The following is a 14,008-nucleotide window of genomic DNA, read 5'->3' on the forward strand; positions in this document are numbered from 1 at the left end:
GGATCACCCGTGGACGGGCCGTCACCGGCGGGGCGGAAGGGACGGGGACCCTGCCGGGCCGGGCCGGGTGGCGGGTACGGCCTCGCTGGAGACCGGTTCGTCCCGGGTGTAGAAGCAAGGGGTGAGGTAGCGCAGGCCCGTTCCCGCCACGCCGTACAGGCTCTCGCTGCCGCCGATGAACAGGATGCCGCCCGGGCGGAGGCTGCCTGCCAGGGATGTCCAGACGCGCCGCTTCACCTCTTCCGTGAAGTAGATCACCACATTGCGGCAGAGGATCAAATCCCAGCCGCCCGGGTAGGGGTCCGTGATCAGGTCGTGCCGGGCAAACCGCACCCGGTGGCGGATCTCCGGCCGCAGGACCCACCCCTGGCCCTCGGGGCGGAAATAACGTTGCAGCAAGGCGGGCGGAACCGCCCGCACTTCCAGGGGTTCAAACACGCCCTGGCGGGCCCGTTCCAGGGCGGCCCCGTCGATGTCGGTGCCCAGGAGCTCGTGGTGGCCCGTGGGGTCCAGTTCCTGCAGGAGGATGGCCACGGAGTAGATCTCGGCTCCGATGGAACAGCCGGCGCTCCAGACGCGCAGCGGCGAGCGGCGGCGCAAGAGGGCCGGCAGGAAGCGGTCCCTGAGCACCTCAAACCGGTCCGGGTTGCGAAAGAATTCCGAGACGTTGATCGTCAGGAAATCGGCGAACTGGCGGGCCAGTGCAGGGTCGTCGCGCAGGCGGGCGGCCAGGTGCGCATTGTCCTGCAGGCCGTGACGCTCGCGGAAGAACTGCAGGCGCCGTTCCAGTTGCCGGGACCGGTAGGCATCCAGGTCGATTCCCAGGACCTGGCGCGCGGCGGCGGCCAGCACCGCGAAGTGGGGGTCGCCGGGGCCGCCCCGGCGGCCGGGGTCGCCGGGTTCCGCGTTCCCGGGTACATGCCTTCGGGCCGTGCTGCCCTCACGCCATGGCCGTTCCACCATGTCCCACCGGTTCCCCCCCTCCAGGCCTGTCGCCTCTGGCCTGGTCCCTCCAGCCCGCTGCCGTCCCGCTCCCTGCGGGCCGCCCGGCGGGACGGCCTGGCCATACCGCGTGCCGGGACCGCACCCGCAGCGATTCGGGCCCGGTTCGTTCCCCAGGCCGGTTTTGTTGACCGGGCGGTGCCTTTGGCCATGCCCCCGGCCGGGCAGGCCGGCTCCCGCTCCGCGCCCCACGCCGTCGCGGCCTTATGGAGCCGGCTCGCCGCCGCCGGCCAGGGCTTCGACGAGCCAGGCGGCCAGTTCTTCCGGGGTCCCTGACCGCTCGGCCACGCCCAGGGCCGCAGTGGCGCCGGGCATCCCGGGCACCACGCAGCTGGCGGCGTCCTGGACCCAGACCCGGGCGCCCCGCTGGTGCAGCTGCTGGGCGCCCCGGGCGCCGTCGGCCCCCATGCCCGTGAGGACCAGCACCACCGCCCGCCGGGCCAGTTCCTCAGGAACCGAGGCGAAGGTGATATCCGCCGCCGGGCGCACCCCGTGGACCGGCGGCCCCTGGTCGAGTCGCAGGGTGCCCGCCGTGGTGACCAGCAGGTGGTAATCGCCCGGGGCAACCCAGGCCCAGCCATCACAGAGCGGCGCGCCCTCCCACGCCTCGGCCACGGCGAGGCCGCTGGTGGCGTCCAGGTGCTCGGCCAGGGCTCGAGTAAACCCGGGCGGCATGTGCTGCACGATCACCACCGCCGCCGGCAGGCCGGCAGGAAGGGCGCCCAGCAGCCGGTAGAGCGCTCCGGGACCGCCCGTAGACGAAGCGATCAGGACGAGATGGGACAGCCGCCGGCCGGCGGGGGGCCTGCCCACAGGCTGGCCCGCAGACGCGCTGGGGCGCCCGGCAGAGGGGGTGCCCAGATGCCCGCCGGCGGTCCTGCCTCCCGCGAGCGGAGCCGGTCCTGGCTGCTTCCCGGGGGCAGGTCCCGGTGCCGGGGGTCGGCGGTCCAGCGCCATGCCGTCACGGGACGGCCCGGGAGCTGCGGTGCGGCCACCGTCCTTTTTGAGCGGGAAGGACAGCGGTATCCCGGCTGCCCGGCCGCCGGCCGACCCGGCCGGGCCAGCCCCCAGGGTGGGGGACCTTTTGGCCGCATTCCCCTTGCCCCCACCAGCTGCCACCACCAGCCGTTCCGGCGGAACGGACGCCGCAGCCTTCACCTTGGCAACCAGCTCGGCCGCTACCCGGTCCAGGTCCAGGGAGATGGCGCCCGAGGGCTTTGCTACGAAGTCGACGGCTCCCAGGGCCAGGGCACGCACTGTGGCCTGGGCACCTCGCTGGGTCAGGCTGGAGACCATCACCACAGGGCAGGGGTGGGCGGCCAGGATCTGGGGGAGGGCCGATAGGCCGTCCAGCCGGGGCATCTCCACATCCAGGGTGATGACGTCCGGCTTGAGCAAGGCCGCCCGGACCACCGCCTCCAGGCCGTCCCGGGCCGTTCCCACCACCTGCAGGGCGGGGTCGCTCTCCAGGATACGGGTCAGGACACGGCGCATGAAGGCCGAATCGTCGACCACCAGCACCCGGATGGGGGAAGGTGCCCTCATCGCGGCGGACCCCCCTCCCCGGCGCGGGCGGCCGCCGGACCGGCCGCGGCGGCGGCCAGCTCCGCCACCAGGGTCGGGGTGTCGAGGATGAGGGCCAGCCGCCCGTCGCCCAGGATGGTGGCGCCACTGAGCCCCCGGGTTCCGGCCAGGAGTTCTCCCAGCCCCTTTACCACCACTTCCTGCTCGCCCAGCAGGCGGTCGACCACCAGGCCGATGGGTTGGCCCCGGCGCTCCACCAGCACGGCGACCAGCGGCTCGTCCCCGGGCTGCGGCCCGAAGCGAGGGTCGCCGAACTGGCGCAGCCAGAGAAGGGGCACCACCTGGCCGCGGACGGTGGTCACCCACCGGCCCTGCAGGGAACGGAGCTCGCCGGGCGTCACCCGTACCGCCTCGCCCACATCGGACAGGGGCAGGGCATAAACGTAGTCGCCGACCTCCACCAGCAGGGCTCGCAGGGTGGCCAGGGTCAGCGGCAACACCAGGGTAAAGGCCGTGCCCTGGCCCAGGCGGCTGTGCACCTCCACCCGGCCACCCGCCTGCTCCAGGCGCTGGCGGACCACGTCCAGGCCCACCCCCCGGCCGGAAACACCCGTCACCCGGGCGGCGGTGCTGAAACCGGGCAGGAACATCAGGTCGAAGGCCTCCCGGTCGCTGAGGGCTGCCGCCCGGTCCGGGGAAATCAGCCCCTTTTCCACTGCCGCCCGGCGCAGCCGCTGGGGGTCCAGGCCCCGGCCGTCGTCTTCCACCCGGATGAGCACGTGATGCCCTTCCCGGGCGGCCACCAGCCGCACCCGGCCGGTGGCGGGCTTGCCGGCCCGCCTTCGCTCCTCCGGGGCCTCGATGCCGTGGTCCAGGGCATTGCGCACCAGGTGGAGCAGGGGGTCCGCCACCACCTCGTGGAGGGTACGGTCCAGCTCGGTGTCCTCGCCCACCAGCTCCAGTTCCACCTCCTTGCCCAGCATCAGCGCCAGGTCGCGGACCAGCCGGGGGAAGCGCCGGAAGATCCGGGCCACGGGCAGCATGCGGGCCTGCAAGACCGCATCCTGCAGGGCACCGGTGATGCGGGCGATCTGGCCGGTGACCCGGAAGAGCTCGTCGGCCAGGTCGTGCACGGCGGGCCGCCGGCCCAGCTCCTGCCCCAGCTGGCCCAGGCGTCCGCGCTCGACCACCAGCTCGCCCACCAGGTTCAGCAGCCGGTCCAGCAGGGCGACATCGACCCGAATGGTGCGGTCCTCACCGGCGGGTGCGGGTGCCGGGCGGACGGGAGCGGGCGGCCCGGCGGCCGCACCCGCGGGCGCCGGGCCCGGGAGCCCGGCCCCGGCCAACACAGGACCTTCCGGCTCGGCCCCTTCGCCGGTGGGAACGGCGTTCGCCGCAGCGGGCGCATGAACCGCTCCCGCCGGGCGGGGCGCCGCACCCGGGTCCTGGAGCGGGGCTCCGGCGGGAGCCGGAGCAGGTTGCCGGCCGCGTTCGGCCGGAACGACCCGGACGGCCGCCACGTCGGGCACGGCGGCCACCACCTGCTGGAGCCTCTCCGCCGGGCCGGTGTCCTCGACCCAGGCCCGGACCCGGTTCCCTGCCCAGGTCGCCTCCAGGCCGTCCCGGGGCGGCTCCGAGGCCACCAGGGTGGCCTGTTCCTCCAGGGCCAGCAGGACCTGCAGCGCCCGCACGGCGGGCATCAGGCAGGCCGGGTCCAGCTCGGCCTCCACCAGCCAGCGGGCAGGACCGGCTGCGGCGGTCCCGGCCGCGGGTTCCTCCAGGGGCGCGGCCGCGTCTGGCGGCGGCGGGGAGGCCAGGGCGCTCACCAACTCGGCCGGCGGTGGCGGGGGGGTGTTCCCGGCCGCCACCGCGGCCAGCATGGCCCGCAGGCTGTCGACCGCAGCCAGCAACCGGGAGATCTCACCGGGGGCCGGCGCCGCCTGACCCTGGCGCCAGGCGTCCAGGCGGTTCTCCATGGCGTGGGTCAGCTGGGCCATGCCGTCCAGGCCCACGGTGGCGGCGGAGCCCTTCAAGGTATGGGCCGCCCGGAAGACGGCGTGCACCGTGCCGGGTCCCGCCTGCCCCGTCTCCAGGTCCAGCAGCCCGGCCTCCAGCTGATCCAAAAGCTCGCCGCCCTCGGCCAGGAACAGCTGCCGCTCCTCGTCGCTCAGGTCCAGCCAGGGATCGCCGGTCACCGGACCATCCCCCCGGCCGTCCCCGGCGGTTCCGCCGCGTCCCCGGGTTGCTCTGCATGGACCGGGCGCGGTCCGGGTGCGGGGGCGCCAGAGCCGGCCACGGGAGGCCGGCCGGGCCGGGAAGCCGGCGGAGGGACGGCGCCGGCCGGGGCTTCCAGCCCGGACCCTGCGGCAACCTCCGCGCCGGCCGGGGCAGGCCCGTCCCGGCGAGGTTCAGCGGGTCCCCCTGCGGCCTCGGGGACGGGCCGGACCGGCCCTTCCGCGGTGTCGCCGGCTCCCGCTTCGTCGAGGGAATCCGCGCCCCCGGCCGCGGCTGCGGCAGGCGCCGCCTCCGCTGCCTGTGCCGCCTGGACGGCCTGCCATTCCGCCGGTGCCAGCACCTGACCGGGCTGCAGGACCAGGATCAGCCGGTCCCCGTGGCGGGCAATCCCTTCGATGAAGCTGGCGTCCACCGCCAGGACCTCGGCCGGCGGCTCGATGGTGCCGGCGGGCAGGCGCACCACCTCGGACACGGCGTCGACCACCAGGCCCACCACCGTGGTGTCCAGTTCCACCACCACGATGCGGGTGCTGCGCTCCCGCGACCCTTCGGGCAGGCCCAGGCGGCGGCGCAGGTCCAGGACCGGGATGATGTGTCCCCGCAGGTTGATGATCCCTTCCACGAAGGGCGGGGTGCGGGGTACCCGGGTGGGCTGCTGCCAGGTGATGATCTCCCGGACGCAGCCCACATCGATGCCATAGTCCTCGCCGGCCAGGCGGAAGAGGACCAGCACCCGCGGCTCCTGGGCGGTCGCCTCCGGCCTGCGGGGCCCGTCAGCGGCCATGGCCCTCGCCTCCCGGCCCGGTGGCCCCGGACGCCACCGCCGCCATGGCCGCGGCCAGGGCCGGGGCGGCCTCGACGCCCGCAGCGGGGACGCCGGCAGGTCCTGACGCGCCGGCCGCCAGCTTGAAGCGGCTCACGTGCTGTTCCATGCGGGTTACCACCTGGTTGAGGTCGCCGGCCGACCGGGCGACCCGCCCGGCGGCGGCCTTGAGCTGGTCCACGGCAGCCGAGACCTGCTCGGCCGCGGCGGCGTTTTCCTGGGCCACGGCGGCCACCCGTTCCACCGACTTTCCTGCCTGGGTTGCGCCCGCCGCCATCTCTTCCGTGGCGGCGGTGTTCTCTTCCGTCACCGCGGCCACGGCGTCGAAGGCCCGGACCACCTGTTCGGTGCTGGCCCGCAGGTCGGCGGCGGTGGAGGCGATGCCCCGGACATCGTCGACCACGGCTTGAACGGCCTCCAGCACCGCCTGCAGCGCCTCGCCCGTCTGGCCGGCCATGACGCCGCCCCGTTCCACCTGGTCCGTGGCGGCCACCATGGCCTGGACCACGGCGGCGGTACCCGCCTGGATCCGGTCGATCAGGCCGGTGATCTCCCGGGCCGAGACGGCGGACCGCTCCGCCAGCTTGCGCACCTCGTCGGCCACCACGGCGAAGCCGCGGCCGTGCTCGCCCGCCCGGGCGGCCTCGATGGCGGCGTTGAGAGCCAGCAGGTTCGTCTGCTCGGCGATGCTGGAGATCACCTGGGTGATCTCGCCGATCTGGGAAGAAAGCTGCTCCAGGTTGCGCAGCCGGTCTGCCGACTCCCCCACCGCCCGGCGGATGGCGCCCATGACGTCCAGCGTCTGGCGCACGACCTCGGCTCCCTGGTCGGCGGTGCCGCCCGCCTGCTCGGCCCGCTCCCGGGCCCGGCTGGCGCTGGCGGCCACCGACTCCACGGCCCGGTTCATCTGGTCCAGCAGGTGGGACGTGGCCTGGATCTCGCCGGCGGTCTGCTGGGCGCCGGTGGCGATCTGCTCGGTGGTCTGGCGCAGTTGTTCGATCGCCTGGCGCATCTCGTCGGAGGCCTGGGCCTGCTCGGTGACCCCGGCCGCCACCTGGCTGACGGCCTGGGCCGCCTCCGCGGCGCCCTGGGCCGACTGCTCGGCGGCCTCGCTCAGCTCGCGGGCCGAAACCAGCACGGCCCGGCTTGAAGCCTGGACGGCCTGCAAAAGCTCCTGCAACGCCCGCAGCATGTCGTTGAAGGCCTGGGCCATTTCCCCGATCTCGTCCTGGCTGCGGACCTTGAGGAGGGGCACGGTCAGGTCGCCGTCCGCCACCCGCCGGGCCGTCTGCACCACCTGACGCAGGGTGCGGGTCAGGGACCGGGTCAGGGTGGAGGCGATGAACAGGCCGATCACCAGGGCTGCTGCGGCGGGCCCGAAGATCAGCAGGCGGGCCCGCGCCTCGGTGGCCTGCTGCTCCGCCAGGATCTGCTGGTGGCGCTCTTGCCGGTTGGCCACCAGCTGCTCGACGGCGGCGTCCAGCTGCGCCTGGGGGTCGCGCACCCGGGTCAGGGCCTGCTGGACGTCGCTGGGGGTGGTGGGGCGCAGGGCCAGGACCGGTGAGACCGCCTGCTGGAAAGCGTTGGCGGCGGTGCCCACGGCGTCCACGGCCTGCTGGGTTGCGGCCTGGGTGGCCAGGTCGCGCAGCTCGGCCAGGGTCTGGGACATGGCCGTGGCCGCTTCCTGGGAGGCGTTGCGGTAGGCGGGGTCGCCCGTCAGGAGGAACCCGCGGACGGCTGAGGCCTGTTCCGCCGCCAGGGCGCGCACCTGGGCGGCCAGGGTCAGGGTGCGGCCGATGCGGTCGACCTCGCCGGTGAGGGTGATCAACTGCTGGATGGCCGTGATGCCGGTGTAGGCGATGAACGCCAGGAGGACCAGCAGGGTCCCGAAGGCGAGCCATAGCTTGGCGCCCACGCCCAGATGGGGTCGTCGCATGATGGTGGCCTCCTTTTGTCTTCGCGGCGGGCGCCGCGGTCCCCGCCGCCGGCCGGTGGGCGGCGGGCCGGTGCATCCCGCGCCTGCCGCGCGGGCCGGTTCATCCCGCCAGGACGCGGCTGACGGCGTCCAGCACCCGCTCAGGCTGAAAGGGCTTGACGATGAAATCCCGGGCTCCGCTCTGGATGGCCTTCAGCACGATGGCCTGCTGGCCCAGGGAGCTGCACACCACGATGCGCGCCTGGGGGTCGATGCCGCGGATCGCCTCGATGGCGGCCAGACCGTCCATGACGGGCATGGTGATGTCCAGCAGGACCAGGTCGGGGCGCTCCTGGCGGTACTGCTCGACCGCCTCGGCGCCGTTGGTGGCCTCCAGCACGGTGTGGCCCGCTTCGGTCAGCAGGTTGGACAGGCGCATGCGCATGAAGGCCGCGTCGTCGGCAACCAGGATCTTGGCCACGGCATAGCCTCCTCCGTCAGGCGCGGGCCGGCTGGCCGGCGGGCCGCAGGGCCACGGCCAGCTGGACCTCGCCCAGGGGGGTCTCCAGGGGAACGATCAGGCGCTGGATGCCGCCGTTGGAGATGATGGCGCCGCGCCCGATGATCACCGTGGGCGGCGAGATGGTGCACTGCCAGCCCTGCTGCTCGAACAGGATCGAGGCGCGGCCCGACACCACGTTGCCGAACTCGGCGAAGGCGCTCTCGGCCATCTCGTCGAACACGGGCGGCAGGACGCCGGTCACCGCTTCCACCATCCGGCGGGCCGTGGTCTTGGTGGTGCCGAACATGGCCGTTCCCTCGATTTCCCCTGTCAGGCCGATGATGGCGGTCACTTCCTGGGTGGTGTAGTAGCTGGTCTCGATGCGCAGCTCGCCCCGTTCTACCCGGTCGACGCCGAAGTCCACCTTGAGGACGTCGATGGCAGCCGCCAGGAAGGGGCGGATGTACTCGGCTCGCACGTTCTCTCACCTCCCCTTGCCGGCGGGTGCCGGAGCATCCGCCGCCGTTGCCGGCCAGGCCACCGCCCAGGCGGTGATCTGCCGCGTTCGCTGCTCGAGAAGGTCGATCACGGCCCCCCCTGCCGCCGCCTCCCGGGCGGCGGAACCCGGCTGCCAGCGGGCCGGCAGTAGCCGTACCCGGGGGCGCAGCCGGCGGGCACCGGTACAGCCGGTCACCACGGCCCAGGGCCCGCCGTCCAGCTGGACCAGGGTGCCGGGCGGATAAGGGTACAGGATGGCAGCCAGCTCCTCCACCACGTCGGCTCCCCACAGGCGGGGCCCTTCGGCCAGCAGCCACTCGTACGCCTCATGGGGGAGCCAGCCGGAGCGGTGCGGGCAGCCCTGCACCGCCAGGGTGTAGGCGGTGACCGCGGCCATGCGCCGGGCCGCCGGGTGGAAGGCGTCATCGCGAAGGCCCTCCGGGTAGCCGCCTCCGTCCAGCTGCTCGTGGTGCTGGGCGATCAGGGCCCGAACCAGGCCGCCCAGTTCCACACCGGAGAGCCAGTTCAGGGTCAGGGCGACGTGACCGGCGGTGCCGGCGTGGGGAGCGGTGCTGCTCGGGTCGGGGGTGCGGCTGCCGGTGGCGGTGGAGCGGGGGGTGAAGGCACCGCCCTGCGGGATTGCGTCGTCGTGGCCGGGGGCTTGGCCGCGGCCGGTGAGGCGGCCAGGGCCACCCGGCCCGCCGCCGGGGCCGGCGGGGCCCGCCGTGTCGCCGCCGGGGGAGCCGCCGTGACCGCCGGGCGGTGTACCCAGCGTCCCGTCCAGCGCCGCCACCGGGTCGCAGCGGTAGGGGGCGCCCGGCATGCGCCACAGGCCCGCATCCTGCAGCAGGGCGGCCAGGACGAAATCCCGCACCTGCCCCCGGTAGGGACCGGCCAGGGCGAGGCGCCCGGCCAGGATCGCACGGTTGAGGACGGTGACCGCCCACGCCTCGGGCCCGCTGCCCGCTACAGGGTAAGGCAAGGCGGCGCCGGGAGCCGGAGCGCCCGGGTCGACCGAGGTGACCGGCGAAGCGCCGTGCTCCCGCGGCATGGGGACCGCCCCGGTGCCGCCGGCACCGGAGGCGGCGTGCCAGTCCGGGCCGGGCGTGCGGGTGCCGGGCCGTTCCTTTCCAGAGTCCTTCCAGCCCGGCAGGCCGGGGGCCGCCTCCAGCTCGTCGGCGATCCGGGCCGCCACGTCCGCCAGCTGGCTGCGCAGGGTAGCCGGAAGCCGGGTCTCGCCGCCCGCCGCCGCTGTGGCCGTTTGCATCAGGACGCCGACGGCGAGCAGGAAGGTCACCTGGGACAGGGGTTCCTCGGGGGCAAGCCCGGCCAGGGCCGGTTCGTCCAGCCAGACGAACCGGATCCCGAAGGAGGGCAGGCGCCGGAGAACCGAATCATTCAAGGGAAGGCCTGCCCGCAGCACCGGCTGCCCCGTGGTGGTGTAAAGGGTGCGCGCCAGGATGGCTCCGGGGGCGACGGCGTCCACGGCAACGCGAAGCATTCCTCTTCCTCCCCTGGCGTGGCGGGCCGGCGGTTCCAGGCCCGGCGCGGGTTACCGTAAAGCACCAGCCACCGGTGCTGCCCACGGTAAGCTGCTGCCGAAACTTGTCGAAGAACCCCAACCGACTCCTGGTTGCGTCCCTGGGCCGTGCCGCGCCTGGAACATGATGGAACCCTTGTAGGGTTTGTGTCCTCCTTATCGAGCGGGACCTGGGGCCCGTTTAGGCGGAGGGCTGCCGCGGGCGGCTGGCCGGGCCGCCCCCAGGGTGCCGGGACCGCGAGGGGGTCGCGGACGGAGCGGCGGGAGCCGCACGGAGTGGCGGGAGGGAGTGGGGTGGCGAGCCTGCACGGCGATCGTTTGGCCGCAGCGCTGCGCGCCCTGGTGGGCGCCGGGCGGGTACGGGCGGGAGCGTCGGAGCGGGAGCAGCACGGCCGGGACCTGACGATCCACCCGCCCCACAACCCCGACGTGGTGGTCTACCCGGAGAACACGGAACAGGTGCAGGCCGTGCTGCGCTGGGCGGCGGCGGAGGGAGTGCCCGTCGTTCCCTTCGGAGCGGGCAGCAGCCTGGAAGGGCATGTGATTCCCGTGCGCGGCGGCATCAGCCTGGATCTGGGGCGCATGGACGCGGTGATTGCCCTGGATCCCGAGGCAAGGGTGGTGCAGGTCGAACCCGGGCTCCGGCGCTCGCGCCTCAACGCGTACCTCGCCCGGGAGGGCCTGTTCTTCCCGGTGGACCCGGGTGCCGACGCCACCCTGGGCGGCATGGCGGCCACCAACGCCAGCGGGACCAACGCCCTGCGCTACGGCGCCATGAAGCACCAGGTGCTGGGGCTGGAGGTGGTGCTGGCGGGGGGCAGGGTGCTGCGCACGGGGCGCCTGGCCCGCTTGGCCCAGCGGCCGGCGGCTGCCCTGGGGGTGGACGCGACGTGGCCGGGCCAGGCGCGTCCTGCGGCCACGGGCGCCGGCCAGGAGCGGCCTGGGGCCGCGGGCGCCGGGGAGGGTGGCGGGGACCGGCCGGGGGCTTCCTTGGGTTCAGGCGGGCCGGTGGCGGGCGGTTCGCCGGATGTCGCGGCGGGCGCTCGGAGTTTCAAGCCTTCCTGGTGCGTTGCCTTGCCCAACTGGGATCTGACGCCCCTGTTTGTCGGCTCCGAAGGTACCCTGGGGGTCATCACCGCCCTGGCCCTGCGGGTGTATCCGCTGCCCGAGGCGGTGGTGGCGGCGCGGGCGGTCTTCCCCAGCCTGGAGGCCGCCGCCCAGGCCGCCGTGGAGGTGACCCGGCGCTGCCCGGCAGCGACGCGCATCGAGCTCCTGGACGAGCGGACCCTGGCGGCGGTGAATACGTACCGCGGCACCACTTACCCGGAAAAGCCCACCCAGTTCCTCGAATGGTCCGGCGGGCCGGCGGCGGTGGAGGGTGACGTGCGGCGCGGCCGGGCGGCCTGCGCCCGGTGGGGCGCCACGGACTTTGCGGTGGAACGGGACGCGGCCGGGCGCGAGCGCCTGTGGGACGCGCGCCATCACGCCGGGCTGGCGGTGACGGCAGTGGCGCCGGGACGCAAGAAGCTCAGCACCGACGTCTGCGTGCCCCTGTCCCAGCTGCCGGCCGCCCTTCGTCACGCGCGGGCCACCGTGGAGGCCCTGGGCTTCGCGGCCGGCATCGTCGCCCATGCCGGCGACGGCAACTTCCACGTGCTCTTCGCCGTCGACCCGGCGGATCCCGAAGAGGTGCGGCGCGCCCGCCGGGCCAGCGAGGCCATCGTGCGCGATGCCCTGGCGCGCGGCGGCACCTGCACGGGCGAGCATGGCGTCGGCCTGGGCAAGCGCGATTACTTATTGGAAGAACACGGCCCCGCCGGCGTGGCGGTCATGGCCGCGCTGAAGGCCTTGCTGGATCCCTACGGGATCATGAACCCCGGCAAGGTTTTGCCCGCCGATCCCGGCGTCGCGCCGGAAGGTTCCCACATCCCCGGCGTTTGACGATGACCGGCCGGCCCACTATAATGGCGTTGTGACGCCGCAGCATAGGGCGGGCGCGTAGCTCAGCGGTTAGAGCGCTTGACTCACATTCAAGAGGCCGGAGGTTCGAGTCCTCCCGCGCCCACAAGGATTTCTGGGATCGGAAGGGCCGCATTTCCAACATAGTTCCAACGCTGCGGTCGCGAGGGTGTTGGAAGCGCCGCGGGGGCGATGGCCGCGCATCCCCCCGTGGCGGTGGCGCTGCGCCAGGCTATGCCTGGCGTTGCTCTTTTCCATGGGTGCTGTCCTCCCCGAAGACGGCCTGCTGTGCCCGCATGGCGGCATCGGCATCGGCTGCGCGCATGGCGTGGCCGTAGCGGTCCAACGTAAAAGCGGCGCTGTGGTGGCCGAGCCGCGCCTGGATGGTCTTGGCTGGCACTCCGGCGTGGGCGAGCATCGTGGCGTGATAGTGCCGCAAATCGTGGATGCGGAGGGTCGCGGGGAGCCCCGCCGCACGCAGGAGCCGCTTCCAGGCGCGCTTCTGAAGAAGGTCGGGCCGGAGCGGCATCCCCTCTTCGCTGGTAAAGACGTAATCCCCTCCGCCCCACCGGGGGCCAAGGCGCAGCCGCTCGCGCTTCTGGGCGGCTTGCCACCGGCGCAGGGCCTCCACGACCCCGGGTGGCAGCGTAATCACCCGGCGCCCGGTACGGCTCTTGGGTTCCTTCTCGATCACCCGCCCCTCCACGACCACGCGGGCGCGGCGGACGGCGAGGGTTCCACGATCTAGGTCCACGTCTGCCCATCGCAGAGCGCAAGCCTCTCCGCGACGGAGCCCCGTCAGGGCCAGCAGCAACCAGAGTGCGTAAAGCCGGTCTTCGCGGGCCGCATCCAACAGGCGCGCCAGCAGGCTCGGGTCCACATCTTCAACCGGCCGCTGCGGCGCCCGCGGCGGATCGGCATGCGCGGCGGGGTTGGTGAGGGTTAGGCCCCACTTCACCGCGAGGGCGAGTGCGCGGTGCAGGGTGGCATGGACCCGGCGAATCGTGGGGATTCCAACGCCGGTCGCCATCAGCTCATCGTAAAAGCGGTTCAGGGCCGCGGGCGAGAGCCGGTCCAGTCGCTCGCTGCCCAACCGTGGCAGGATGTGCTTCCGTGCGACGTGCGCATAGTTCGCCACCGTCGCGGCCTCCAGGGTGCGCCGGCAGTGAGGGAGGAAGTGTTCCTCCATGAGGGTGGCCACGGTGATCCGGCCCGCGGGCGCGGTGCCGCCTGCCCCTTCAATCTGCTCGACCCACTGCCGGAGCAAACGCTCGGCATCCCGCCGGGTCCCCACCGTCCGGGACCGTTGGCGCCGGCGTCCCTGGGCATCGCGGACCCATACGATGACCTCGTAACTCTGGCGGGTCTCCCCTCCCTTGGTGACCCACACCTTCTTGCGGATATGACCGCGCACGGGATCGCCCCCTCTTCGTGCTGGATGCGGTTGGAACCAGCATAGCACGTGCGGACGGCGTTGGAAAGACGTTGGAATGAACCAATAAACCGTTGCTGGGAGCGGATTTTTGGCTGACCTCTTGATTCTTAATCAAGGGTCAACGCTGCCCGGGGGCCGCCTTCTTCACCCGGGGCCGCAGCCCCACGCGGCCGCCCCTGCTCCGCTGCAGAATCCAGCCCCCCGGGGGCCACGGCGCCAGGGGGCAGGGGTCGCCTTCTCTCGTGGCGGCGCCGGAGCTGTGCGGCGCGCGGCTCCACCGGCGCGGGCGGGCCATGCGGCCGCGGGGCATCGCCCAGGGTGGGCGTGCCGGCGGATACGGTGACGTTCCACCGGGTAGCACCACGGGGCGGGTGGCAAGGGGCGGCGGGGTTTCGGAAGGGTGCCGCCAGGGGGGCGCGGGCGGCGCAAGCGGGCCGGGGGTCCCACGGCGACCCCGAAGGCGCGATGGAACGATCCATCACCGGTGGCCACCTGAGATCCGTGCGTTGACTGGTCCGGACCGGCGCGACCAAATGGTGTCACTCCGCGCGACACGCCTGCTGAACTTGACTCCC

The 14,008-nt window shown here is 73.7% G+C and carries 10 protein-coding genes and 1 tRNA gene; 2 read left to right on the plus strand and 9 right to left on the minus strand.

Annotation, left to right across the window (positions count from 1 at the left end):
* Window positions 1–21 precede the first annotated feature (21 nt).
* From ACZ5T9_RS03655 to ACZ5T9_RS03690, 8 genes are all read right to left on the minus strand, one after another.
* Window positions 22–963 carry a CheR family methyltransferase gene (locus tag ACZ5T9_RS03655; RefSeq protein WP_464833901.1) on the minus strand — a complete coding sequence of 314 codons (942 nt, stop codon included), beginning with the start codon at window positions 961–963 and terminating at the stop codon, window positions 22–24.
* Between the two features lie 243 nt (window positions 964–1,206).
* Window positions 1,207–2,547: a protein-glutamate methylesterase/protein-glutamine glutaminase gene (locus tag ACZ5T9_RS03660; RefSeq protein WP_464833903.1), complete on the minus strand. Its 1,341-nt coding sequence runs from the start codon at window positions 2,545–2,547 to the stop codon at window positions 1,207–1,209.
* A complete protein-coding gene (locus ACZ5T9_RS03665; protein ID WP_464833904.1) occupies window positions 2,544–4,721 on the minus strand; it encodes a chemotaxis protein CheA in 2,178 nt (725 codons plus the stop codon). Before ACZ5T9_RS03665 ends, ACZ5T9_RS03660 begins: the two co-directional genes overlap by 4 nt.
* On the minus strand, window positions 4,718–5,545 hold the full coding sequence (locus tag ACZ5T9_RS03670; RefSeq protein WP_464833905.1) for a chemotaxis protein CheW: 828 nt from the start codon (window positions 5,543–5,545) through the stop codon (window positions 4,718–4,720). The genes ACZ5T9_RS03665 and ACZ5T9_RS03670 overlap by 4 nt, the downstream gene beginning before the upstream one ends.
* The gene (locus tag ACZ5T9_RS03675) at window positions 5,535–7,520 is read right to left on the minus strand and encodes a methyl-accepting chemotaxis protein (RefSeq protein ID WP_464833906.1); all 1,986 of its coding nucleotides are present in this window, start codon (window positions 7,518–7,520) and stop codon (window positions 5,535–5,537) included. The genes ACZ5T9_RS03670 and ACZ5T9_RS03675 overlap by 11 nt, the downstream gene beginning before the upstream one ends.
* 100 nt (window positions 7,521–7,620) lie before the next feature.
* Complete coding sequence (locus ACZ5T9_RS03680; RefSeq protein WP_006903048.1) at window positions 7,621–7,980, minus strand: response regulator; 360 nt, start codon at window positions 7,978–7,980, stop codon at window positions 7,621–7,623.
* A gap of 16 nt (window positions 7,981–7,996) precedes the next feature.
* Entirely contained in the window at window positions 7,997–8,479 is a 483-nt protein-coding gene (locus ACZ5T9_RS03685; protein WP_006903049.1) for a chemotaxis protein CheX, read from the minus strand.
* A gap of 6 nt (window positions 8,480–8,485) precedes the next feature.
* Complete coding sequence (locus tag ACZ5T9_RS03690) at window positions 8,486–10,000, minus strand: HD-GYP domain-containing protein (protein WP_464833908.1); 1,515 nt, start codon at window positions 9,998–10,000, stop codon at window positions 8,486–8,488.
* A gap of 333 nt (window positions 10,001–10,333) precedes the next feature.
* On the opposite strand from ACZ5T9_RS03690, the gene ACZ5T9_RS03695 reads away from it, so the two are divergent.
* Window positions 10,334–11,980 (plus strand): FAD-binding oxidoreductase, encoded by a 1,647-nt coding sequence (locus ACZ5T9_RS03695; protein WP_464833909.1) that lies wholly within the window; start codon window positions 10,334–10,336, stop codon window positions 11,978–11,980.
* Between the two features lie 51 nt (window positions 11,981–12,031).
* Window positions 12,032–12,104 (plus strand) — tRNA-Val (locus ACZ5T9_RS03700).
* A gap of 126 nt (window positions 12,105–12,230) precedes the next feature.
* Here the strand turns inward: ACZ5T9_RS03700 and ACZ5T9_RS03705 are convergent.
* Window positions 12,231–13,412, minus strand: coding sequence for a tyrosine-type recombinase/integrase (locus ACZ5T9_RS03705; protein ID WP_464833910.1), 1,182 nt, complete (start codon window positions 13,410–13,412; stop codon window positions 12,231–12,233).
* Window positions 13,413–14,008 lie beyond the last annotated feature (596 nt).

The sequence above is a fragment of the Thermaerobacter nagasakiensis genome (assembly GCF_055396825.1).